Genomic DNA, 23,435 nt, shown 5'->3' with positions numbered 1-23,435 from the left:
TCGAACGGCGCCACGAGTCCGTTTGTCCATGCCGTCTGGAAGACCAGTGGATCGAACGTCCCTGTGATGGCGTTGCCGCCAGCCATGGAAACCTGAGGGATACCGGCTCGATCTACCTCGGGCCGAATGGCCATCGAAGGCCCGGTACCGGAGGAGCCGATGAGAGCGACGACCTTGTCCTGCTCGATGAGCTTGGTCGCTGCGGCCACAGCCTTGGCTTCGTCTGTGCCGTCGTCCTCGACGAGGACCTGGACTTGGTGGCCGTTGATGCCACCCGCGTCATTGATGCGCTTTACTTCCATCTCAATGACTTGCTTCTGCGGTGTGCCGATACCCGCGTAGGAACCTGTGAGCGAGACGATCGCTCCGATCTTGATCGGCGCGGATGCCGCCGACCCCGTGCTGCTCGAGCTCGTCGACGACGAACCGCACCCCGCAATCCCAACCGCCATCGCTGCCGCTAGTGCTGCGACCAGCACCCCTGCGGCAAGCCTCAACGTCCTTCCGCGCATGCCCCTACCTCCGTTTTCTCCCCGCGAAGCCTTCCTTGTCAGGCTTGCGCGATGTCCTCTTGCGACACCAACGTGACAGGCTTGCCACGCAGCAGACTCAAGGCGCGTTCGATGTCCGCAACGTTGATCACCACATACGTGCCGATCAACGAGTAGACGTACTCGATGTTGACCCCAGCCTCCGAAACGATCTTAAGGATGCTCGCGAGCCCGCCCGGATGGTCTGGGAGTTCGACACACAGGACGTCGTTGGACTTGACTGCAAAGCCGGCGTCGCGCAGGACCTCCAGCCCGCGCTCCGGCTCGTTGACGACAAGCCGCACGATCCCGTAGTCGGCCGTGTCGGACACCGAGAACCCCCGGATGTTGACCCCGGCGCGTCCCAGCTGATCGGTGACCTCGCTGACTCGGCCGGCTTTGTTCTCGATGAAGACGCTGAGCTGCTTGACGTTCACAGTGCGCACTCCCCTCGCTCGCATGCTTGCCTTCCGAGTGCGAAGGCCAGCAAGTTGGCTTCTACGGTCTTGGGCGGAACCCGGTGGGTGATGACGTCGCGCCACAACGCCTCTTCGAACGGCAGGCGCACAGACAAAGCCCCCATGAGAACAACGTTCGCCGACTTGGGCGAACCTGCCTCGCAGGCCAGCTCGTCGGCGTCGATGAAGATGGCACCCTCATCATCGAGAATCGCCCTCAGCCCACGCGGAACCGGGAGATCCGCCGTCAGCACCGGCAGTGGTTGGATCGCCGTCGGGTTTACCAAGAGCCTTCCGCCAGGCCTGACGTACTGGACGCGTCGCATCGCCTCGATGATCTCGAACGCGACGAGGTGGTCGACCATCCCGGGGTCGGTCACAGGCGAGAACACTTCTTCGCCGAACTTGACGACCGTGTCGACGCTGCCGCCACGCTGCGACATACCGTGAACCTCAGAGAGCTTGACCTCGAGACCCGCCGCAGCAGCGACCTTCGCGAGAAGATCGGCGGCGAGAATCGTGCCTTGGCCGCCTACGCCACACAGCATGACTGTCGTGGTGCTCATCGGACATCCGCCCCCTTGAAGTCGCAGGAGGGCCCCGAGTGAACGATCGCGTTGTACTTGCACACCTGCACGCATTGCCCGCATCCCACGCAGACGGAGGTGTCGATGTAGGCGCGCGAAGTCTGCTCGTCCTTGCCTATGGCCGGACAGCCGAGTTTGATGCAGATACCACACTTGGTGCACGCATCCTCATCGACCGCGTACGGGTCTTCCTTGGTCTTGATCAGCAGCGCACAGGGTGCCCGGAACACGATGACCGACAGCTCGTTGGCTGCGGTCTCCTCGGCGATTGCGGCGACGCACGCATCGACGTCTTGAGGATCCACGACCCTGACGCGGTTCACTCCCAACGCCTTGACCAGCCCCACCAGGTCGACCTCGTGCGATGGCCGCTCCTGCAGAGTAATGCCGTTCATCGGATTGCCCTGATGGCCCGTCATCGCAGTGATGCGGTTGTCCAAGATCGCTATCGTGCCGACGCCTCCGTTGTAGACCGTGTTCATCAGGCCGGTTATCCCTGAGTGCGCAAATGTCGAGTCGCCGATGACCGCGACGACAGGACGACCCTCAAAGCCTCCGATAAGCTCGGCGCCATGCGCCATGCCGATAGAAGCGCCCATGTCCACGCAGGTGTCCATGGAGGCCAATGGCCGCAGCGCTCCAAGGGTGTAGCAGCCGATATCGCCGGTCACAACCGCTTTGTTCTTGCGCAGCGCGTTGAACACGGGCCGGTGCGGGCAGCCCGGGCACATGAGCGGCGGGCGCGGTGGAAGCGAATCGTCCGCTTCGCGCAGCTCGGGGTCGGGCAGACCGAACGCACGTCGAATTGCGCCGGGGCTCAGCTCACCGGCGGCCGGGAGCAGCGGCAGCGGCGTCGGCGTAAGGCCCATGGCGCGCAACGAGCGCGCGAGGTAGGCGTCGGCCTCCTCAACGACGAAGAGCTCGTCGACCTGCTTGGCGAACTCGGCGAGACGTTTGGGGGGAAGTGGGAACGTCATGCCGAGCTTGAAGGTCGAAGCCTCGGGCAGCGCCTCCCGAACGTGCTCGTAGATAGCCCCGGCGCAGACGATGCCCACCTTGCGGTCGCGGTATTCAACGCGATTGAGCTGCGTGTCCTCAGCGAACGACTCGATCTCCATCAACCTGCGGTCGAGGTCTACTCGGCGAAGCTTCGCCATGCCGGGCATCATGACCCACTTCATCGGGTCGGTCTTGTAGGGCACCGGGGCCGCGAGGACGGCGCGCTTGCCCGTCTCGACGAGCGACTTGGCGTGGCTGACCCGTACCGTCGAGCGGACGAACACGGGAGTGTCGAACTTCTCCGAGAGGTCGAAGGCCTCGCGTGTGAAGGCGCGCGCCTCGACGGAGTCTGAGGGGTCGAGCATGGGAACGCGGGCAAACGCCGCGTAGTTGTGCGAGTCCTGCTCGTTTTGCGACGAGTGCATCCCGGGGTCGTCGGCCACGAGAATGACGAGTCCGCCCTTGACCCCTGTGTAGGCCAGCGTAAAGAGCGGATCGGACGCGACGTTGAGGCCAACGTGCTTCATCGTGACAAGCGACCGGGCGCCAGCGAGCGAAACACCGGCCGCTACCTCGAGCGCCACCTTCTCGTTGGGAGCCCACTCCGCGTACACATCGGGAAGCTTGGCGAAGAACTGCAACGTCTCTGTGGACGGAGTTCCCGGGTATCCGACGCCGACAGCGGCGCCGGCCTCCCACGCACCCTGAGCCACCGCCTCATTGCCTGAAAGCAAGCTACGGCTCACGTGCGTCCTCTCGCCTCGGATCCCCGCTCGGCAGGTAGGCGAATGATATCACAGCTTAGAGGCGCCTTTTGACGCGCTGAGGGGCCCGTGGAGGCCCCGTATCGCGCATGGAGGACTCCGGCTCGGTGCTGCCTGATCTGCACTCGAGGAGGACTCTAGGGACGCACTGCACCGACGTAGTCACCTCTGGCCTCGATGCGGCCCGTCAGTGATGAGATGCGCACGTGGTCTCCGGTCTGCGGAGCCTGGAGGAAGTCGCCGTTGCCTGCGTACATACCGACGTGATGAATCTGCGTCGGGTCGCCGTTGTAGCCGAAGAAGACCAGGTCGCCCGGCGCGAGCAGGTCAAGTCGATTCGGCGGGATATATGCGCCTGCGTGGAACTGCTCGCGGCTCGTGCGCGGCAGATTGATGCGTATCTTCTGATAGACGTACTGCATCAGCCCCGAGCAGTCGAAGCCCGATGGCGTCGTCCCGCCCCAAAGGTACGGCACGCCGAGGTACTTCTTGGCCTCGACGAGTGCGTCCGGGTGAGGCGCACCCAGCTTGCTCTGATCGAACGGCAAGCTCGTCGCCGTGCTCTTGGCAGCCGCCTCGAGCTTGGCAGCGGCCGCCGCGGCACGCGCGGCGGCGAGCTTCTCCTGGCGTATGCGTTCGTCGTTGATCAGCTGCTTGAGCTGCGAGTTGAGGGTCGCGAAGTACGCCTTCTGGTCCTCGTAGGCGCTCTGGTACTCAGTCTGCTTGATCCGCGCCTGATCGCGAAGCGCGACCTGCTCGGCTTCGCGCGACTCGAGCGCCGACTCGGCAGCCGAGACGCTCGACCGGGCATCCTTTACCGCTAGCACGAGCGCCGCATCGCTGCGCCCTATCCGACGCATCAGATCCAGGCGTGTGATCAGATCGCTGAAGCTGGTGGCTCCAACGAACACCTCGACCATGTCGACCTGCCCGTTGCGGTAGATCGACATCGCGCGGTCATCGAGTTGCGCCTGTGACTGCTGGAGCTGCGTAGTAGCGGCATCGAGTTGCGCCTGCGTGACCGAGATGCGCTGACGCGTCTGAGTCAGCGAGTCTTCAATCTGTGCGAGTTCCTCGTAGCGCATCTCGAGTTGCGTTTGGAGGTCATCGAGCTTGGTCTGCGCAGCGTCGGCCTGCTTGCGCTTGGATTGGATTGCGGCGTTCGTGGGCGCACCGAACGCGGGCGCGGCAACGCCCGTGAGGAGAACCAGAGAGAGTGCCGCTGCTGCAACGTGCCGGAGCACATGCCCGCCGGACATCCGCACCCATACCTCCTGCTGCAACTGAACTGCGATCGAGGTGCCGCACAAACAGCGGCCGAGGGACGACCGCTCCATTCTACCATTCGGCACGTGCATACCCCCGCTTGAGCCGCCCAGATGCAGGCGTCACCGCATCGTGACAACAGCAGGGCACGCCGAAGACGTCTTCGGCGTGCCCTGCGAGTAATCACATCGAACGCGATCGAACCTAGGCGACGTGAATCAGCGTGACGATTCGCGAGCCCTCGGGGAGCTTCTTGCGGCCGTTAAAGAAGTCCAACTCGATGAGGAACGCGAACCCAGCCACCTTAGCGCCGGTGGCGTTGACGAGCTCGGCCTTCGCTCCGGCGGTACCCCCGGTAGCCAAGACGTCGTCGACGATCAGCACGACGTCGTCGGGACCGAATGCGTCGGAGTGGACCTCAAGCGTGTCCGTGCCGTACTCCAGCTCGTAGGAGACCGAAGTCGTGGTCCACGGCAGCTTGCCCGGCTTGCGAGCCGGGACGAAGCCGGCGCCCAAACGATATGCAAGCGCACCGCCGAAGATGAAGCCACGGGCCTCGGCACCCATCACCTTGGTGACGCCGGCCTCTGCATACGCGTCGGCCAGCGTGTCGATGGTGGCCTTGAATGCATCGGGATCAGCCAGCAGCGGCGTGATGTCCTTGAACATGATGCCCTCTTTGGGCCAGTCGGGGATGTCCCGGATGTAGCTCTCGAAGTCCACAGTTCCTCCTTTTGGGGGCGCCTTTCAGCGCGCCTAGGTTACCGCGAAAGGGCGTGCCTTTCTACAGCTTGCATGCCTGCTCAGTAAGCACGGCCACTTGATCTGCCGAGCCAAGCACGACGAGTCGCTGACCTGGCGACAGCAGGGTGGCTGCCGTCGGGTTGGCGTCGACCGTCCCATCGGGGTTCAGGATCGCCACGACTTGAGCGCCGGTGCTCTCGCGGATGCGTGCCTCGGCAAGCGACTGGCCCGCGTAGCGCGACGCGGCGGCCAGCTCGACCTCTTGCAGCCGGAAGCCGACGCCCGACGAGCCGCTGACCAGCTCGAGGTAGTCTGCCACGGTGGGGTGCAGCACCATCGAGGCCATGCGCCTGCCGCCGATGACGTTGGGCGTGATGACGCGGTTGGCGCCGGCCTTCATGAGTTTGGCCTCGGTCGTCTCGTGTGCCGAGCGCGCGACGATAAAGGCCCCGGGATTCAACGACCGGGCGCTCATCGTTACGAACAGGTTCTCGGCGTCGCCTGACAGCGCGGTGATGACGGAGCTGGCTCGCTGTACTCCGGCCCGAATGAGCACGTCCTCCTCGGTCGCGTCGCCATGCACCGCGATCCAACCTGCTTCCTCGGCAATCTGAGCCGCCTCGGCGCCCGAGTCGACCACGACGAACGGGGCACCGTCGTCGGCCAGCGCACGGGCCGCCACGCTGCCGACTCGGCCCAGACCCGCCACGATCGTGTGACCTGTCAGCTCGGACAAGCGCTTTTCCATGCGACGGACCTCCAGGATGTTGGTCAGATGCCCTTCGAGCAAAAACTCGATGAACTGCCCGATCGCGAAGGCGAGCGAGCCGACGCCCGCGAAGATGATGAAGATCGTGAAGACGCGACCCGCCGCGTCAAGGGGGTGCACTTCACCAAAGCCGACGGTGCCCACCGTGATCACGGTCATGTAGAACGCGTCGAAGGCGTTCCAGCGCTCGATCAGCATGTAGCCGAGCGTGCCAACGGCATTGACCGCCGCCACGAGCCCAACTGCCCAGGCGACGCGCCGAATCACGAGAAAATCGCTTCCTCTTTGACCGACGCCACGTAGGGCAGGTTGCGGTAGCGCCCTCTCACGTCGAGTCCGTAGCCGACGACGAAGCGGTCGGGCAGCGTGAAGCCGGTGTAGGTGATAGGCACGTCCGCGATGCGTCGCGACGGCTTATCGAGCAGCGTGCACACCTCCAGCCGAGCCGGACCGTGCGCCTTGAGCAGCGAGTAAACGTAGTTGACGGTCAGACCTGTGTCGACAACGTCCTCCACGAGCACGACGCTTGCCCCGGCGATGTCATCCGAGAGGTCCTTGGTGACGCGCACCATGCCCCCCACCCCTGCCGAGTACTGCGAGACGGCCAGGAAGTCGATGGCGAGCTGCGTCTCGCATGCTCGGCACAGGTCGGCCAAGAAGAACAGGCCACCCTTGAGCACGGTGACGAGCCGAAGGTCCTGCCCTGCGAACTCCTCGGCGATCTGCACACCCAATTCGGCAACACGCCGCTGGATGGCGGCCTGGTCGATAACGATACCGTCGCAGATCTGGGGGAGGGGCGTGTCCACGGGCGCTCTACTCCTGCTTGTTGGTTTCGGCGGGTAGCACTCCGCCGCCGTTGGCGTGCGCGACGGGCGTCGTGGCCATGCCGAACCGAGCCAGAAGGGCCCGGAAGTCCTTCTGGTAAAAGATGCGGATGTTGACGTCGGGATACAGCTCTTTGAGCCGTCTGACCTTGCGATTCTTCTTGGTGACGAGCTTCTGGCTCATCGTGGTCAGTTCGATGTAGAGGTCGAAATCGACGAGGTAGAAGTCTGGGCTGAACGAGACGATCACGTTGCCTTTGCCGTCCCACTCCAAGGGGAACGTCTTGGGCTCGTAGAGCCAGTTGATGCGGTAGAAGTCGAGAATCTCAGCGGCAACTCGCTCGCTGGCGTGCGCGAAGTTGATCTCGTCGAGCGGAGGGTGGTTGAGCGGCTGCGGGAGCTGAGGCGTTGCGGGCGTGTCTGGAGCGGCCGTCATCGATCAGCCGAGATCCGCAAACGCTCGCGCCAACGCTCTGCGCAGCAACCGGCCCTTCAGGTCGTCAGTCAGATTGCCCAGATCGTGAAGCGTCTCGGCGAGCTTGGTCTTGCTCTCCGGCGTCCGGTGCCGAAACGCCGGCATCAGGATCTGCGAGAAGAGGGCGGCTTCGCGGTCCGAGAAGTTCTCGTACATGCGCAGGTGACGCGGCTCGACGCCGTACTTGCGCAAGTCCCAGGCGGCGTGAACGATCTGCACGTCTGCACGCTCGATCGAATCGCTGTTGTCGGTCTTCTCGATGGTGACGAGACCAAACTCCGAAAGCTCACGGATGAACGAGGACGGGATACCCAGCGCTGTCTGTGCCTCCTCGAGCAGGAGCGGGCCCTCGTCTTCAGCCGTCAGCGGCAGCGGCTCGGTCATGCCTACCGCGCCTCGCTGCAGCTCGGCGGGAATCTTGCCACGATCGAAATCGGCAAGCTTCTCGCGAATCACGGCCAGAGGTAGGAAGTGCTCCTTTTGGAGCCGCAGGATCATCTCCACGCGGGCGACATCGGCCTGAGAGAACTTGCGGTAGCCGCCGGCAGTGCGCTCCGGAGCCACGAGGCCCTCTTCTTCCAGGAAGCGCACCTTTGAAATTGACAGATCGGGGTAGGCGCCTTGCAGGCGCTGCACGATCTCACCGATGGTCAGATAGTCGCGCGACGACATCACAGGGCTCCTGGGCCAGAGAGAAACAGCATCTGAAACGTTCCGATCTGAACGACATCGCCGTTGTTCAGAACGGTCGACTTGTCGCAAAGCTCACCGTTGATGTAGGTGCCGTTGAGCGAACCCGCGTCCGCAACGGAGACAACGTCGTCCTTGGACTCGACGACGGCGTGAGTGCGCGAAACGGTGATGTCGTTGAGGAAGATGTCGCTCTCGGGATCGCGACCGATTGTGAGCTTGCCGCGGTCGACGAAGAAGCGCTCGCCAGGCTGCGGTCCTTTACGCACGACAAGCACCGGGCCCTCGCCGGCAGGTGCGACAACCGTATCCGACGCCGCAACGCCAACCGGCTCAAAAGACGCGGTCGGCTCGGAGAGTCCAGCCCCGCACGCAGGACAGACGGTGTTCTCGGCGCCTACCTCGGCTCCGCAACCCGGGCACTGTGCCATGACCTGACTCCCCTCTGACGAACTCTAGTCTAGTGCGGGAAACCGATGTCCGGCGTCTGGAAAGCCGACTGAATCTCGGCCTCCATTGCGTCGATGACCTCGGGGTTCTCAAAGATGGCCTGAGTCTTCTCTTCGCTCAGGCGGTTCTTGACGAACGGGTCGTTGATGACTTCCATCAGGCGCCGCCCGTTGTGAACCTCACGGATTACGTACTCGATGACTCGCTCTTCGACCGGGTCGGCAGCGAGATCCTGGAAGAACTGTTTGATACGCTCGTTAATGCTGCTGGCCACGCGTCCTCCTCTACCTGGTCGGGCGAGTGAGCCCGATCCGATTCCTAGTCGTCGCCGAGGTCCTCGTCGTCAAGAGGCGTCGTCACGTCGAAACGCGATGCCCCCCGGAGATCGGTGGCGAGGATGTCGATGAGTCGGTCGACATCGGCACCGGTGATGACGTCCCTGCCGGCCTCGCGATCGGCCTTGAGACGACGCACCAGCTCGGAGCGAAGGATGTCGATCTTGCCGTGCAGCACGCGCCGGCGATATGAGACGTGCTGCTCTTCGTTGTACAGCCCATCGAGCAACTCGCGAATCTCGTCGTCGGACTTGTTGCCCAAGTCGAGCAGGGCTTCGTCGTTGTTATCTTGCTGCGTCATCGCACGTACTCCCCTCAGTGGGTCCTTCAAGCTGGATTGTAGCGTATCGACGGCGCCGAACGTCCGCCTCTACGTAAACTCTACATTGAGCCTCTGACAAGCGACCGAGCAGGCACCACATCCGCCGACGTCTCGCCGAGCAACCCTGCGGCAAGTTCGAGCTCCTCGGCGGTGAGAGGCCCTCGCTCGAGTCGAACGCCCAGGGCCGCCTGCACACCCGCCACTGCAGCATCTATGATGCGCTCGAGCGACGGCGCTTCGCCCAGCGTGTCGGCGAGCGTGGTGGTCTCGGCGGCGAGGCGTCGTGCTGCCTGTGTCGACAGGCGGAACACGGCCGCCTCGCGCGCGACGTCGCGCGATCGAGCGAACGAACCGTGTTGCAGCACCGTGTCGGCGGTCCACACCTGCGCCGATCCGGAGAGCTTCGCGAGTCCGAGCGAGAGGTCGGCCGGTGTCGCATGCAGGTAGCACGCCGCCGAGGAGCCATCGCCTCGCGGTCGGGCCGTCAGCGCGGCGTCGACGCCTAGCAGCCGATACGTCTCGGCAAGTGCCGAGCACAGCATGCGGTACGAGGCGGCCGTTCCACGCGGAACACCGTCGTCGACGCCGACGACGATCGAGTAGGTCAGCTCGTCGTCGTGCAGCACGCCCCGACCACCCGTGTAGCGGCGCACGACATCGATGCCCTCACGCGCGCAAAGCCCGCCGTCCACTCCCGCCGCGTCTTGGAAGCGCCCCAGTGTGACGGTCGGTCGAGCCCAGCGGTAAAGCCGCAGAGTCGGAGGCACGTCGCCGGCTTGGCGGGCAAGCTGAACGGCCCGGTCGAGAGCCATGTTCCAGGCACCCTCGGCCGGGCCGTCGTCGATGACAAGTCGCCATACGGCGCTCACTGTCTTGGTGTCACTCCCCCGCTGACGTCCAACGAAGGTTAGGGTTTCGAGCGGCACCGGCCTCGTCGAGTCGGCGGACGGGCGTGGTGTAGGGCGCACCCTTCACCAGCTCGGGGTCGCTTGCTGCCTCCTCGGCGATGGCGAGCATCGCGTCGGCGAACGCGTCGAGAGCGGACAGGGGCTCGGTCTCGGTCGGCTCGATCATCATCGCTTCGTGGACGAGCATCGGGAAGTAGACCGTCGGCGGATGGAAGCCGTAGTCGAGCAGGCGCTTCGCCATGTCGAGCGTACGCACGCCGTGCTCGTTCTTTTGGCGCTCGCCGGACATGACGAACTCGTGCATGCAACGAGGGCCGTACGGCACCTCGAACGCACACTCGAGTCGCGACTTGAGGTAGTTCGCCGAGAGCACCGCTTGCTCGGCGACCTCGGTGAGTCCCGGGCCTCCGAGAGCGCGTACGTAGGCGTAGGCGCGAACCATCACGCCGAAGTTGCCGTAGCCAGCTTTGATGCGGCCTATCGAGTACTCGGGCCAGCCCAAACCGAAGCCCCCGGCCTCGAAGGCCACGGGGAGGGGTCCGGGCAGGAACGGCGCCAGATCCGCGGTCACGCACACCGGACCGGCACCTGGGCCGCCCCCGCCGTGCGGCGTGGAGAACGTCTTGTGCAGGTTGATGTGCAGCGCGTCAAAGCCCATGTCGCCCGGACGCGCCTTGCCCAGGATCGCGTTCATGTTGGCGCCGTCGCAGTACGCAAACGCGCCCACAGCGTGAACGGCCTCAGTGATCTCGAGGATCTGCGGGTCGAACAGACCGACCGTGTTGGGATTGGTCAGCATGAACGCAGCAACGTCGGCGTCAAGTGCGGCGCGAAGCGCCTCGACGTCAACCAACCCGCGCTCGTCGCTCGGGATGGTGACCGTCTCCCAACCGCACATGGTCACCGATGCCGGGTTGGTACCGTGCGCGGTGTCCGGAACGATGACCTTCTTGCGTGCATCGCCGCGAGCCGTGTGGGCTGCTCGGAAGACCATCAGCGCCGTGAGTTCACCATGGGCGCCGGCGGCGGGCTGGAGGGTCACTCCCGGCAACCCGGAGATCTCGCCCAAAGCGTCGGCCAAGCCGACCATCAACTCCAGAGCGCCCTGAACCGTCTCTTCGGGCTGATACGGGTGAATGCCCGCAAGGCCCGGGAGTCGGCACGCGTCCTCGTTGATGCGCGGGTTGTACTTCATCGTGCATGAGCCGAGCGGATACATACCCGAGTCGACTCCGAAGTTCATCGTCGCCAGGTGCGCGTAGTGGCGCATGATTTCGAGTTCGGTGACGTTGGGCAGCGTCGGCGCGCTCGTGCGTGCGCGACCACCCAGCAGCGAGTCGATGGGGGCCAGCGGCACGTCGATTGCTGGCGGCTCGGTGCAGCGGGACTCTGGCGAGCCGAGTTCGAAGATCAGCGAGCGTGGTCCGCGAACCGGAGCGATGGCGGGTGTGTTGTCCAGACTCTCAGTCACAGGGACGCCACCTCCTCGGAGAACGCGTCGAGTTCTTCACGTGTGCGCTTCTCTGTCACGGCGAAGAGCACGAGCTTGTCGGCTAGTGTCGTGTCGATGCCGGTGGGCCACTCGCTCTCGACGTCTGCCACGCTTGCGCCGGCCAGATACCCCGCACCCAACATCGCGTCTTGCATCTCGGCGACGTCGCCTTTGTAGGCGAGCGCGAACTCGTAACCGAACGGCGTCTCCCACGGAGCGGTGAAGCGACCGGTCGCAAGCAGCTTCTCGCGCAGGTAATGCGCCTTGGCGACACACGCACGCGCGATGCCGGCGAGCCCCTCTTGCCCCACGGCTGAGAGGTAGACCCCTGCGGCGAGCGCGTTGAGCGCGTGGTTGCTACAGATGTTACTGGTCGCCTTCTCGCGGCGAATGTGCTGCTCGCGAGTGGAAAGCGTCAGCACGAAGGCGGTGTTGCCGTCGGTGTCCGTGGTGCGACCCACGACGCGGCCCGGCATCTGGCGAATGTGCGCCATGCGGCACGAGAAGAAGCCGAGGCCCGGTCCTCCATACGACATGGTGTTGCCGAGCGGCTGCCCTTCGCCCACCACGATATCGGCGCCATACGTGCTCGGTGGCTCCATGATGCCGAGAAGAATCGGATTGCTCGCGACGACCAGCAGCGCGCCGGCGTCGTGAGCAAGGCGCGCGATTGCGTCGAGGTCCTCGAGGTTGCCAAAGAAGTTCGGGCAGGAGACGAGTACCGCCGCGACGTCGCCACCCTCAAGCAGCGACGCGAGTCCGTCGTCACCGGCCAGCCCGGTCAGGCCGTCGTTGCCGACTGGCGCGAACGTCGAGAGTTCGATAACGCCCGCCTCGGCGTACGTGGCCAGCGCGTGCTGCCACTCGGGGTGCATCGTCGGCGCGCAGACGATGCGGTGGCGCTTCGTGACGCGTGCGGCCATGAGCGCCGCCTCGACGAGCGCGGTCGCGCCGTCGTACATTGACGCGTTGGCCACGTCCATGCCGGTCAGGCCGCAGATCATCGACTGGTACTCGTAGATGGCCTGCAGCGTGCCTTGGCTGACCTCGGGCTGGTACGGCGTGTAGGCGGTGAAGAACTCGGGCTTGGACAGCACGTGGTTCACAACGCTCGGGATGTAGTGGTCGTACGTCCCGGCGCCAAGGAAGCTGACGAGCTCGGTCGCGGGCGCGTTGATCGTGGAAAGCTGCGTCAGGTGAGCCGCGAGCTCGATCTCGCCCATCGCTTCGGGTAGACCCAGCGGCTCGGTAAGGTGGACCGCCTCAGGGATGACGTCGAAAAGGTCGTCGACCGAAGAGACGCCAACAGCGCGAAGCATGGCTTCGCGCTGCTCGCACGTGACTGGTATATAGCGCATGAGGCTTAAGCCTCGGTGATGAAGGCGTCGTAGTCCTCGCCGGAAAGCAGGGCGTCGAGCTCGCTCTCGTCGGTGAAGCGGACCTTGACCATCCAGCCGGCGCCGTGCGCGTCGGCGTTCACGGTCTCGGGTGAGTCACCCAGAGATTCGTTGACCTCGATGATCTCGCCGGAGACGGGCGCGATGAGCTCGGAGACGGACTTGACCGACTCGATCTCGCCAAACGAGTCGCCCGCGGTCAGTACGTCACCCTCGGCGGGCATGTCGACGTAGACGACCTCGCCGAGCTGGTCTTGGGCGAAATCAGAGATGCCGATGGTCGCGACGTCGCCGTCGACGAGCACCCACTCGTGATCCTTGGAGTACGAACGATCGGTAGGGTGTGCCATTTCTCTCCTGCGCTCCTCTCGAATACGGTGCTCAAGCGCCCAAAGGGCTCTCTATGCGGACAGCGACGTCTGTGACACGAACGGCGGCTTCACCACGGTCGCAGGAACGGTCTTCTTGCGAATCTCGATCTCGAACCGGGTACCCGGGGCTGCGAGTTCGACCGGAACGTACGCGGTCGCTATGCCGATCTCAAGCGTTGGGGAGAAGCTGCCGCTCGCTACCTTACCCACCACGACGCCCTCGTGCAACACGGCGTAGCCATGCCGAGGAATACCGCCTTCGACCGTCAGCCCAACGAGCTTGCGCGCCGGCCCGGTCTCGCGGATCGAGGCGATGGCATCGGCGCCGATATAGCCGGTCTTGGCCTTCGGCACGACCCAGCCCAGTCCCGCCGAGATGGGGTCGTTGGTGCGGTCCATGTCGCTGCCGAACAGCGGATAGCCCATCTCGAGGCGCAGCGTGTCACGAGCCCCCAATCCCGCGGGCGTGACCTCGGCGAAGGACAGCAGCGCGCGCCACAGCGCGGACGCCTGACCGGCACCCACGACGATCTCCACGCCGTCCTCGCCGGTGTAGCCCGTGCGCGCCACGAGCGCCGGAATCGAGTCCAGCATCGCCTCGGCGATCGTGAAGCGCTCGGGCGCAACCCATCCCTGGCCCGCCAGTTCGCCGACGATTCGCAGCGCCTCGGGGCCCTGCAGCGCGATGAGTGCGGTGCGCTCGGACTCGTCAACCAGCTCGAGGTCTTCCGGCGCGTGGCTGGAGAGCCACTCGAAGTCGGCTTCGTGGTTGCCGGCGTTGGCGATGATCATGTACTCAAGATCACCCGTGTGATAGACGATCAGGTCGTCGATGATGTGGCCCTCGTCGTCGAGCATCAGCGTGTACTGGGCTTGGCCCAGCTCGGCGATCCTGTGCAGGTCGTTGGTGAGCATACGCTGCAGGAAGTCGAACGCGCCGAAGCCAAAGACGCGGAACTCGGCCATGTGCCCGACGTCGAATACGCCCGCCGAGCGACGTACTGCGCGATGCTCCTCGATGATGCCGGCATACTGCACCGGCATCTCCCAGCCTGCGAACGGCACCATTCGCGCGCCGAGCGCGGCGTGCTCTTCAAAGAGCGATGTGCGCTTCAGGTCGTCTGACATAAAGGGACGCCACCTCTTGTCGAATTGTGTCGGATCCGAGACGTGCACCGAGTAAGATACCGCACCCGCAGGCCGCAGGAGCGCCGCGGGGCCGACAAGCCAACGGTTCCGAGCCTCAGCCGAAGATTCTCTGCCAGAGACGGACCGTGGCTATCCAGACCGCCTCGAACGGATTGGGGCGTCCGACCCTGGTCGTCGACACGAGCGGTACCGTGGCGATTACCTTACCGCCCTGCTTGAAGGTCGCCACTCCGACTTGTTGCCCCCTATCGACAGGAGCGGGCACCGGTGAAACGGTGATCGTACGCCTGACCGTACCCTCCAAGTCGAGAACCGCCGCGGTAGTGTCAGCCGAGAACGCCACCGGCACCGTCACGTCCAGGTAGCTCGACACCGGCGCCTCGGCGACGACCGTGCCCTTGGTTCCGAGCCCAAGTGGCCTGTAGTGCGCAAAGCCCCAGTCCAGCAACGCCTTGGCTTGGGTGAACCGGTCACGATCCGACTTCGTGCCCATCACGATCGCGTAGAGCGTGACACCACCGCGCTGAGCCGCCGACACGACCGAGTAGCCTGCGCCGTTCGTGTTGCCTGTCTTGACCCCCATCGCACCTTGGTACGTGCTGAGCAGAAGGTCGGTAGAGGCCAACGTCTCTTTGTGCTTGCCCTGCCCGATAGTCACCGACGACTGGCGGACGATGTCCCGAAACGCGGGCTTACTCATCGCGTAGCGGGCCAAGACGCCCAAGTCGTTCGCCGTCGTGTAGTGCCCCGGGGCATCGAGCCCGTGGGGGTTGGCGTAGTGAGTGTTTGCCAGCCCTAGCGCTTGGGCCTTGGCGTTCATCATCTGCACGAAACCGGCCTCGGTGCCACCAACATGGATTGCGATGGCCACGGCGGCGTCGTTGCCCGACTTGACCAGCAGCGCCTCGAGCATCTCGCGCATCGTGAGTTGCTCGCCGGCTACCAGGTTTGCCGAGGACTGCCCTACCACGACCGCCTCGCGTGGAACCGTGACGACGTCGTTGAGGTTTGAGTGCTCGAGCGCGACTACGGCGGTCATGATCTTCGTGATGCTGGCCATCGGACGGCGCACGGCCGGAGTGCGGGCCCACAGAGTGCGCCCATCGCCATCGACGAGCGCACCCTCGGCCATGGTGACGTCGGGCATTGCCGCGAGGTCGACGTGGCGCTTGGCCGCGGTAGAGCCGTCCACCAGATCGCTCGGCGATGGCGCGGCGACGGTAAATGCGGGCGCGACAAGCCCGTCTACGAGAGCAACGAGCAACAGCGCCGAGGCAATCCAGCGCCGAGAGAATCGCTTATCACCGCTTGACTCCCTGCCGATACAAAGCGCGTGAGACCGCTTTCCCGATGGGTCTCTCTCGGTACAGGGGGATCTGTCGTCCATGCGGCTCTTCACAGCAAATGGTGCGCACATGTCGTGTACGGAGTCCTTTTCTGCGTGGTCGAACATCGACGCCGCGTGTGTTGCACATCGCGTTGACGACGAGTCACACGCCGAGTTGTTCGGGCGTGCTGCCGTCTCAGGTTCTGCCGAGGCAGTGTACTACGGTGCCGGGGCCTTCAGGGTACCCCGGACCACGAGCTACACGGAGAAACCATGAGGTACTCGCGGTTCGAGATGCTCGCGCTCGGGGTTGGCGCCGTGTTCATTGTCGCCGCCTTGCTCTTTAGCGCTCACGACGGTGGGCTGACCCTCAGGGAGGTGTCGGCTCAGATCATGCTGCTCGCGGTCTTGGGTACCGCCGTCCACTTCGGCAGGCGCGGGGGCTTCATCGCTGCGGTGGTTGCCTCGGCGATCTACACGCTCATGAGTGTTCCCGAGCTGATCGCGACCAAGGGCCTGACCAGCACCGATCTACTTCTGATAGTCGCCCGCATCGCCGCCTACGGGCTCGTGGGCATCGTAGGCGGAGAGGCATGCGGGCGGTTGCGTTACGCGCTGGCCCGCTTCGGCAAATCCACCGACTACGACGAGTGGAGCCAGGTCTTCAACGAGCGTCACGCATCGCATGCGCTGAATCGGGCGATCATCGGACACGAGCGTTACGGAACGCAGTTCGCGCTCGTGCTCGTTTCGCTTGCACCGTCAGTGACCGCAGACCTCGGTCCGCAGAGGACGCGCACGATCGTGCGCTCGGTCGCCAACCAACTGCGCAGCGACCTGCGGATGGTCGACGAAGTCGCGCGCCTCGACGACGGACGCTTCTTCATCCTGCTGCCGCACACGCCCTACGAAGGCGGCGTTATCGTGGCCGGTCGGCTCACCGCCGGCATCTGCGACCTGCTCGGGGCTCTCGACGAGTCAGTGGCTGCAACATGCCTCAGCTCGCTCGAGGATGCGGCGGCGCTCGCCGAGCTCGCGGCGCGGCTCGGCGACACCGTGGACGATGCGGACGCCGCGATCGATCAGCTCTTGTCGGGCGAGTACAGCTCGGCGGGCGACAGCGCCCTGAACCCTGCCGCGATGAGCGCGCTATCGGCGCCCGGCGCATCGACTTTGAAGATGTCGACCGCAGCGGCGCCGGAAGGCTCCACGAAGCAGTAGGCGTACTCGACGCTGATTCCTTGAGCCTGCAGAGCCTCGAGCACGTCTGCGAGCCCACCCGGCCGATCCGGAATCTCAACTGCCAGCACCGAAGTCACACTCGCCGAGAACCCCTCGGAGTCGAGCAGGTCCTTAGCGGCGATCGGCGTGTCACAGATGATGCGGACAACGCCGAACTCTTCTGTGTCCGCCACCATGAGCGCATGCATGTCGATTCCGGCGTTGCCCAGAGCGCGGCACAGCTCGGCGAGCCGTCCCATCTTGTTCTCGAGGAATACCGAGACCTGATCGATCATGGCTACTTCGCACCTCCATGCTCGGCGCGAAGGTCAAGCACTCGCTTGGCCTTGCCTTCGCTGCGGGCGATCGTCTTGGGTTCGACCAGTTTGACCTCGATGGATACCGCGAGCGCCGACTCGATCTCGGCCCTGACCCGCTTCTGCAAGCGCTCCAGCTCGCGAACCTCGTCGATCCTGAACTCGGGAGCGACCTCCACTTGCACCTGTACGTGATCGAGCGATCCGCGCTTGCTCAGCACGACAAGATAGTGCGGCGCGACCCCAGGAATCGTGCCGAGCACCTGCTCGATCTGACTCGGAAAGACGTTGACTCCGCGAATGATCAGCATGTCGTCGGAGCGACCGCCGATCCGCTCCATGCGGCGAAACGTGCGCCCGCAGGTGCAGGGCTCGGGAATGATGCGCGACAGATCGCGCGTCCGGTAGCGAATGATGGGGATGCCTTCTTTGGTAAGCGTCGTGAAGACGACCTCGCCGTACTCGCCGTCGGGCATACGCTCGAAAGTCTCGGGGTCGACGATCTCGATGAGGAAGTGATCCTCGAAGACGTGCAGCCCGTTCTGGTGGACGCACTCGGCTGCCACGCCCGGACCCATGACCTCCGACAGACCGTAGATGTCGATCGCCTTGATGCCCATCGCATGCTCGATCTGGTGACGCATCGACTCGCTCCACGGCTCGGCGCCAAAGACTCCGACGCGAATGGGCAGGTCGCGCGGGTCGATACCCATCTCCATGGCAGTCTCGGCGATCAAGAGCGCATAGCTCGGCGTGCACGCCAGTACCGTCACGCCGAAGTCCTTCAGGATCTGGACCTGCCGCTTGGTGTTGCCGCCCGAAACGGGGATAGTGAGCGCGCCGAGCCGCTCGGCGCCGTAGTGCGCGCCCAGGCCGCCGGTGAACAGGCCGTAGCCATAGGCCACTTGCACCACGTCATCCGGCGTCGTCCCGCCCGATGCGTACGTGCGCGCCATCAGATCGGCCCAGCGATCGATGTCGCCCCGCGTGTAGCCGACTACGGTGATCTGGCCGGTTGTGCCGGAAGAAGAGTGCACTCGCACGATATCGCGCATGGGCGCGGCGAACATCCCGTAGGGGTACGCCGAGCGCATGTCGTCCTTGACCGTAAACGGCACGCGGACCAAGTCGTCGAGGGACTCAAACGTCGAGGGGTCGAATCCCGCCTCGTCGAACTTGCGCTTGTAGAGCGGGACGTTGGCGTACACACGCTGCAGCACGTCCTTGGTCCGCGCGAGCTGAAGCTTCTCAAGCTCCCCTCGCGGCATCGACTCCAACTCGGGCTGGAACACGGCGCTCACCCCTCTCACGCTGGCGCCGATGAGCCCTAGGGCACGAAGCGGCGCGCTACCCCTTTGTCGCCGTCGGAGTCGTCGTCTTCGACGGTTTGCCGGCTGTTCCCACTTGCACGACCTGGATCTTGGGCTTGTACACCGAACGGAACGTATCGGTCCGTACGACGGTCGAGCCCTTCTTCACCGTCCGCGTCACGACGCACGTCATACCGTTCTCGCCCGGATCTTGAACCACCTTCACTCCGGCGGCCAACGTCGGGTCTTTGACCTCCTGCGTCGGGAACGGCGCCACGTTGGTGAAGTTGCCTGTCGTGTAGCTCACATCGTAACCGGGGTTGGTGCCGTAGAGCGAGATAGTGATCGAATCACTTGTGTACGACACAGAGATCAGCATCCACGATGACGTCGTGTTCTTCCACTTCAAGTCCGGGCCGCCCCATGAGACCGTCGCATCGCGGCCTTGTGGGTAGTGCGAGATGTAGAAGGAGTGGTTCTCGCGCTCGATAACAGGCATTCCCGAGAAGAACACCGTGTTGAACAGCGTCGTGCCTACCTGACAAATCCCCCCGCCAAGCTGCTGAACGAGCTTGCCTTTCACAATCGCATTGGCTTCCTGGTACCCCTTCGCCGCCGTCCGCTCGCCCACGTATCCATTGAAGGAGAAGGTGGCACCCGGGGCAACCAGCTTGCCATCGAGCGCCGATCCAAGCGTATGGATGTTGTTGGTCCGCGCCGCTTGGCTGCCATCGTAGCTGGTGGAGAACGTTGAGATCCGGTCGTCGATGCCCATCGCGCGGGCCTCTTCGGTCGTGAAGCTGGCCGGGGTGATCGTCGAGCGCAACGCCACCGTCCTGTTTGGCGAACCCTTCTTGAGCATCGCTGTGAGGTTTGTGGCGAAATCGACCACATCGGGGCCCATGCCGTCCTTCGACGGGACGATGGTAACCTTGCCACCGGCGGTCTTGAACTGCGCGTTCTTGGGCGGATTGCCTAGTGCCGCTCCCACCTTGGCGACGATGGTCTTGGATGCGTCGGCGGCGGCGACCTGCGGGTCGAGCACCCATCCGCCCGATCCACTCGTTTCAACCGCCGGTGCCGAGATCATCTTGGCGAGTTCGTTCACTGACAGCGGCCACGACTTGGTCGCATACGTGATCGTCACGGGTGCGGAGAGCATCTTCTCAACGACCGCCTTGGCCTGCTCGGCTTCGGCATCGGTGATGCGCGGCTGAGCGGTCGAGGCACGCACGGCGACGGCGCGGGCATCCGAAGCGAAGGCGCCTAGGACGTCGCTCTCGAGCAGAGCACGATCGACCGCGATGCCCGTGGCAGACGGCTTGACCGTGACCGCCGAGCCTGAGACGACGATGTCGGCGTCGCGGGGGGCAACGTCGATGGCGTCCGTGACCCTCGTCAGCGCCGCGTCGAGCTTGGCGCGGTCGGCTGTTGCGGGCGCCGGCAACTTGTCACCGGCGAACCACGCGTGAACGCGCTGGCCGAGTGAGGCGAAGAACCCGTCGCTGCGACCGATCGCCATTGCATTGTCCACGAGGTCGCCGTAGTCGAACGTGGCCCCAACGTCTGCCGCGGTAACCGTCCAGACTTTCGGGCCGTTCTTGATGGTGACGGGGACGGCCGCCTTGGAGGGCAGCTCTGTTTTGAGCAGCGCAACCGCCTCGGGCACCGTCTTCCCGCCCACATTGACGCCAGCGATCGAAACGCCGGGATGGATGCGCCCGACGCTCGCGATTGCGTCGACCGCGACCGCCAATACGAGCAGCGCCACCACGCCAGCAACCACGAGTAGCGCGATGCGGCTCGCGTTGGATTTCGGCCTGGTGGACACGCGACGTCCACGACGATCGGTCGGTCGTGGACGCGGTGATGGAAGGTACTCGTTGGGCTCCTGAGCCACGCGCTTCGTATCTCCTTGGTATGACTGCCACAGCCGGAGGGTCTCGCCACACTCGCGTGGCGAACCGGGCGTGACGTGCTGGATGTGCAAATACTAGCGCCGACAAACCCTCCGGCATGCCTGCCGTGGGCGTGCCGTTACCGCCATGCCGATGCTCCCAGTCGACCGTAAACTCTGGGATACCGGGAGCAAGCGTCAGACCATCCTTGCCGAGAACCACTCCATCGCGCAAGCATCGCCCGAGGAATCAATACAACAGTTTATCACTCTCAAATGCCCACTTCGCGGCTCCGCGGCACGCTAGTGCTGCGTGATCGCATCGGTCACGACCCTCGCCCACTGCTCTGCACGCGCGCTGGCTGCTTGGTCGGTGGCCGCCTCGGCCCAGACCTGTACCTGCGGCTCGCTGGAGTGCGGAAGCACGAGCGCCCATCCGTCGGAGTACAGCACCCGAACACCCTCATCGAGCTGCGAGTTCATTCCAGCGGCACGCTCGGTGACCGCGCGCATGACGGCGCCCTTGCGCTCGGCGGGGCATCGGACAGTGTGGTGTGCCTTGTGGAACTCCGGGAGTTCGGCCACGACCTCGTCGAGGGTGACCCCCAGTTTCGAGAGCATCCGGACGGCCATGCCGGTCGAGAGCACGCCGTCGTACGTCGGGAAGAAGTCGCCGAAGATGAATCCGCCACTCTCCGAGCCGGCGAACACGGCGCGCCCATCCAGCACCGCCGCGGCCAACGCGCGACGGGACCGTCCCGGTCGCACGACTTCGTGCCCGTAGCGTGCGGCGATCTGCTCGACCGCGTGGGACGCCGAGAGCGGCACCGCTATGGCGCCTTCGACGTCGCGTGTGCGGCACCACAGGTCGACCATCGCGTGGAGTTCAGTGTCCGGGTCGAGCAGGTGACCCGAACCCGTCAGCATGCGGATGCGCTCGGCACCCCAGTCGAACATGACGCCGAGGTCCGCGCCGAACATCTCGACGGTTCGTGTCAGGTTGCTGATCGCCTCGTCCTCGGGCACCTCGGAGGGTGCAGAAGCTGCCTCCGAGTCGATCACTCCGTTCAGCGCGATCAGGTTGATGTTCCAGCCGTGGGCAACCTGCGGAAGGATGAACGTTGCCGGGCCGCCGGCCATGTCCGCCACGACCTTGCGCCACTCGCCCATCAGGCCGGCTTCCTCCATGGCGTCGTTCAGCGCGGCACCGTAGTACTCCAGCGGGCGCGGCGGGTAGATGATGTCGCCGATCTCGTCGAAGAACGCGCGCCGGAACTCCTGGCGGAAGTACAGCCGCTCAATCTTCTTCTGTTCCCATGGGCCGACGTCCAATCCATTCTTGTCGAAGAAGCGGATCTCGAGCGACTGCGCCTCGCGCATCGATCCCGAGATGTGGATGCCGCCCACGCAGCGCGTCTTCTGCGTCGTGAAGCGGCTTACCGCAGGCGAGCCCACGCGCAGGTCGCGCACGTTGATGCCGGCAGCGTTGAGGCCGGCGATCATGGCGCGCTTGACCATGCGCGCGGCGCGGGTCGAGTCCCGGGTAACCACCACATGTCCGCCCTTGGGCAGCATCGTGCCGTACGCCTCGGCGACTTTGAGCGCGAGTTCCGGGGTTATGTCGACACCCACAAGTCCCTGCACGCCAGCGTCGCCAAACAACGAGCGGACTCCGGTCGACTCCCAGATGAGCGACGAGTTCACCATCGCCTGAGACTCGATGCGCTTGTACGGGAAGACCTGCACGTCCGTGCCCACGTGCGCGCCCTGTCCCACGACCGACTCGTCACCGATCACCGCGCCCACCGCAACCGATGCGCCGCCCCGAATGTCGACGTGACGGCACAACACAGCCCCCGACACGTTCGCGTTCTTGCCGATAAACGTGTCGCTCCACACCACGGAGTGGGTCAGATGCACGTCTTGCCCCACGACGCAGTTGTCGTCAATGACCACGTAGTCGCCGATCACGGCACCTGCACGCACGGTCACGTTCTCGCCGATGACCACGCCTTTGCCCAACTTAGCGGTGCCGTCTATCTTGGCGCTCTCGGAGACCCAGAGGCCCTCGCGCGCATGCACACCCGGGACGAACGACTTGGACTTGCCGTCGAGGATGTCGCGATGGACCTCCATGTAGCTCTCACGGCTGCCCACGTCACACCAGTAGCCGTCGACCGCCAGCCCGTAGAGCGCGTGCCCATCCTCCATGAGCTTGGGGAACAGGTCCGCCGAGAAGTCGAACGACGCATCGGCGGGAATGTAGTCGAGTACCCATGGCTCGACCACGTAGATGCCGGTGTTGATGGTGTCCGAGAACACCTGACCCCACGTGGGCTTCTCCAAGAAGCGCTCGATGCGGCCGTCCTCGGCGGTGATGACGACGCCGAAGTCCAGCGGGTCGGGTACCCGCTTGAGCGCGATTGTGACCGCTGCACCGCGCTCCTTGTGAAACGCGACGATTTCCGTGAGGTTGATGTCGGTGATGGCGTCGCCCGAGATGACGACGAAAGGCTCGTCGCCCGCGAGCAGATGCGCCGCATTCTTGATCGAGCCGGCTGTGCCCAGTGGCGTCTCCTCGACGGCGTACTCGATCTCGACGCCCCACTCTTCACCAGCACCGAAGTAGTCCTGAATGACCGCCGGCATGAACGCCAGCGTTGCCACAATCTGGTCGATGCCGTGGTGCTTGACCAGCCCGACGATGTGTTCCATCACGGGCTGGTTGACGATCGGAACCATCGGCTTGGGTCGCAACGACGTCAGCGGACGCAGTCGCGAACCCTCCCCGCCTGCCATGATCACGGCCTTCATCGCGTGCCTCCTTGTA

Annotated in this window: 23 protein-coding genes and 1 pseudogene; 1 reads left to right on the top strand and 23 read right to left on the bottom strand. The window is 64.6% G+C overall.

Features of this window, described 5'->3' with window-relative positions:
• The 19 genes from P4L93_01260 to P4L93_01170 all read right to left on the bottom strand — a co-directional run.
• Positions 1-512 (bottom strand): ABC transporter substrate-binding protein (locus tag P4L93_01260; protein MDR3685573.1); only part of this gene is annotated, 512 nt, incomplete at its 3' end.
• 38 nt (positions 513-550) lie between these two features.
• Positions 551-967: an amino acid-binding protein gene (locus P4L93_01255; GenBank protein ID MDR3685572.1), complete on the bottom strand. Its 417-nt coding sequence runs from the start codon at positions 965-967 to the stop codon at positions 551-553.
• Entirely contained in the window at positions 964-1,554 is a 591-nt protein-coding gene (locus tag P4L93_01250) for an indolepyruvate oxidoreductase subunit beta (GenBank protein MDR3685571.1), read from the bottom strand. The genes P4L93_01255 and P4L93_01250 overlap by 4 nt, the downstream gene beginning before the upstream one ends.
• The gene (locus P4L93_01245) at positions 1,551-3,320 is read right to left on the bottom strand and encodes a thiamine pyrophosphate-dependent enzyme (protein MDR3685570.1); all 1,770 of its coding nucleotides are present in this window, start codon (positions 3,318-3,320) and stop codon (positions 1,551-1,553) included. Before P4L93_01245 ends, P4L93_01250 begins: the two co-directional genes overlap by 4 nt.
• A gap of 155 nt (positions 3,321-3,475) precedes the next feature.
• Positions 3,476-4,597 carry an NlpC/P60 family protein gene (locus tag P4L93_01240; GenBank protein MDR3685569.1) on the bottom strand — a complete coding sequence of 374 codons (1,122 nt, stop codon included), beginning with the start codon at positions 4,595-4,597 and terminating at the stop codon, positions 3,476-3,478.
• 211 nt (positions 4,598-4,808) lie between these two features.
• Positions 4,809-5,327 (bottom strand): adenine phosphoribosyltransferase, encoded by a 519-nt coding sequence (locus tag P4L93_01235; GenBank protein ID MDR3685568.1) that lies wholly within the window; start codon positions 5,325-5,327, stop codon positions 4,809-4,811.
• 61 nt (positions 5,328-5,388) lie between these two features.
• Positions 5,389-6,384, bottom strand: coding sequence for a potassium channel protein (locus tag P4L93_01230; protein MDR3685567.1), 996 nt, complete (start codon positions 6,382-6,384; stop codon positions 5,389-5,391).
• Positions 6,381-6,926: a hypoxanthine phosphoribosyltransferase gene (hpt, locus tag P4L93_01225; protein ID MDR3685566.1), complete on the bottom strand. Its 546-nt coding sequence runs from the start codon at positions 6,924-6,926 to the stop codon at positions 6,381-6,383. The genes P4L93_01230 and hpt overlap by 4 nt, the downstream gene beginning before the upstream one ends.
• 7 nt (positions 6,927-6,933) lie before the next feature.
• Positions 6,934-7,380: a hypothetical protein gene (locus P4L93_01220; GenBank protein ID MDR3685565.1), complete on the bottom strand. Its 447-nt coding sequence runs from the start codon at positions 7,378-7,380 to the stop codon at positions 6,934-6,936.
• Between the two features lie 3 nt (positions 7,381-7,383).
• A complete protein-coding gene (locus P4L93_01215) occupies positions 7,384-8,091 on the bottom strand; it encodes a MerR family transcriptional regulator (protein ID MDR3685564.1) in 708 nt (235 codons plus the stop codon).
• Positions 8,091-8,540, bottom strand: coding sequence for an FHA domain-containing protein (locus tag P4L93_01210; GenBank protein MDR3685563.1), 450 nt, complete (start codon positions 8,538-8,540; stop codon positions 8,091-8,093). The genes P4L93_01215 and P4L93_01210 overlap by 1 nt, the downstream gene beginning before the upstream one ends.
• A gap of 29 nt (positions 8,541-8,569) precedes the next feature.
• Positions 8,570-8,833: a hypothetical protein gene (locus P4L93_01205; protein ID MDR3685562.1), complete on the bottom strand. Its 264-nt coding sequence runs from the start codon at positions 8,831-8,833 to the stop codon at positions 8,570-8,572.
• A 44-nt stretch (positions 8,834-8,877) separates the two neighbouring features.
• Positions 8,878-9,195, bottom strand: a complete 318-nt coding sequence (locus P4L93_01200) for a hypothetical protein (GenBank protein MDR3685561.1) — start codon at positions 9,193-9,195, stop codon at positions 8,878-8,880.
• Positions 9,196-9,275: 80 nt separating this feature from the next.
• Positions 9,276-10,085, bottom strand: coding sequence for a biotin/lipoate A/B protein ligase family protein (locus tag P4L93_01195; protein MDR3685560.1), 810 nt, complete (start codon positions 10,083-10,085; stop codon positions 9,276-9,278).
• A gap of 10 nt (positions 10,086-10,095) precedes the next feature.
• The gene (gcvPB, locus tag P4L93_01190) at positions 10,096-11,595 is read right to left on the bottom strand and encodes an aminomethyl-transferring glycine dehydrogenase subunit GcvPB (GenBank protein MDR3685559.1); all 1,500 of its coding nucleotides are present in this window, start codon (positions 11,593-11,595) and stop codon (positions 10,096-10,098) included.
• Positions 11,592-12,974 (bottom strand): aminomethyl-transferring glycine dehydrogenase subunit GcvPA, encoded by a 1,383-nt coding sequence (gcvPA, locus tag P4L93_01185; protein MDR3685558.1) that lies wholly within the window; start codon positions 12,972-12,974, stop codon positions 11,592-11,594. The genes gcvPB and gcvPA overlap by 4 nt, the downstream gene beginning before the upstream one ends.
• A gap of 5 nt (positions 12,975-12,979) precedes the next feature.
• Positions 12,980-13,363: a glycine cleavage system protein GcvH gene (gene gcvH, locus P4L93_01180; GenBank protein ID MDR3685557.1), complete on the bottom strand. Its 384-nt coding sequence runs from the start codon at positions 13,361-13,363 to the stop codon at positions 12,980-12,982.
• Between the two features lie 51 nt (positions 13,364-13,414).
• Positions 13,415-14,512, bottom strand: a complete 1,098-nt coding sequence (gene gcvT, locus P4L93_01175) for a glycine cleavage system aminomethyltransferase GcvT (protein ID MDR3685556.1) — start codon at positions 14,510-14,512, stop codon at positions 13,415-13,417.
• A 115-nt stretch (positions 14,513-14,627) separates the two neighbouring features.
• The gene (locus P4L93_01170; protein ID MDR3685555.1) at positions 14,628-15,920 is read right to left on the bottom strand and encodes a D-alanyl-D-alanine carboxypeptidase; all 1,293 of its coding nucleotides are present in this window, start codon (positions 15,918-15,920) and stop codon (positions 14,628-14,630) included.
• A 423-nt stretch (positions 15,921-16,343) separates the two neighbouring features.
• Here P4L93_01170 and P4L93_01165 point away from each other — a divergent pair.
• Positions 16,344-16,928 (top strand): annotated as a pseudogene (locus P4L93_01165) (diguanylate cyclase).
• 14 nt (positions 16,929-16,942) lie between these two features.
• On the opposite strand, the gene P4L93_01160 reads toward P4L93_01165, so the two are convergent.
• The 4 genes from P4L93_01160 to P4L93_01145 form a co-directional block, all read right to left on the bottom strand.
• Positions 16,943-17,377 carry an ACT domain-containing protein gene (locus P4L93_01160; protein ID MDR3685554.1) on the bottom strand — a complete coding sequence of 145 codons (435 nt, stop codon included), beginning with the start codon at positions 17,375-17,377 and terminating at the stop codon, positions 16,943-16,945.
• Between the two features lie 2 nt (positions 17,378-17,379).
• Positions 17,380-18,666: a phenylacetate--CoA ligase gene (locus P4L93_01155; protein ID MDR3685553.1), complete on the bottom strand. Its 1,287-nt coding sequence runs from the start codon at positions 18,664-18,666 to the stop codon at positions 17,380-17,382.
• Between the two features lie 79 nt (positions 18,667-18,745).
• On the bottom strand, positions 18,746-20,539 hold the full coding sequence (locus P4L93_01150; protein MDR3685552.1) for a VanW family protein: 1,794 nt from the start codon (positions 20,537-20,539) through the stop codon (positions 18,746-18,748).
• Positions 20,540-20,908: 369 nt separating this feature from the next.
• Positions 20,909-23,419, bottom strand: a complete 2,511-nt coding sequence (locus tag P4L93_01145; GenBank protein ID MDR3685551.1) for a sugar phosphate nucleotidyltransferase — start codon at positions 23,417-23,419, stop codon at positions 20,909-20,911.
• Positions 23,420-23,435: the final 16 nt, after the last annotated feature.

It is taken from the genome of Coriobacteriia bacterium (assembly GCA_031292615.1).
In the GTDB taxonomy this organism is placed as follows: domain Bacteria; phylum Actinomycetota; class Coriobacteriia; order Anaerosomatales; family JAAXUF01; genus JARLGT01.
Note: the sequence above shows the minus strand (reverse complement) of the source record. Positions and strands in the feature narration are given on the sequence as shown.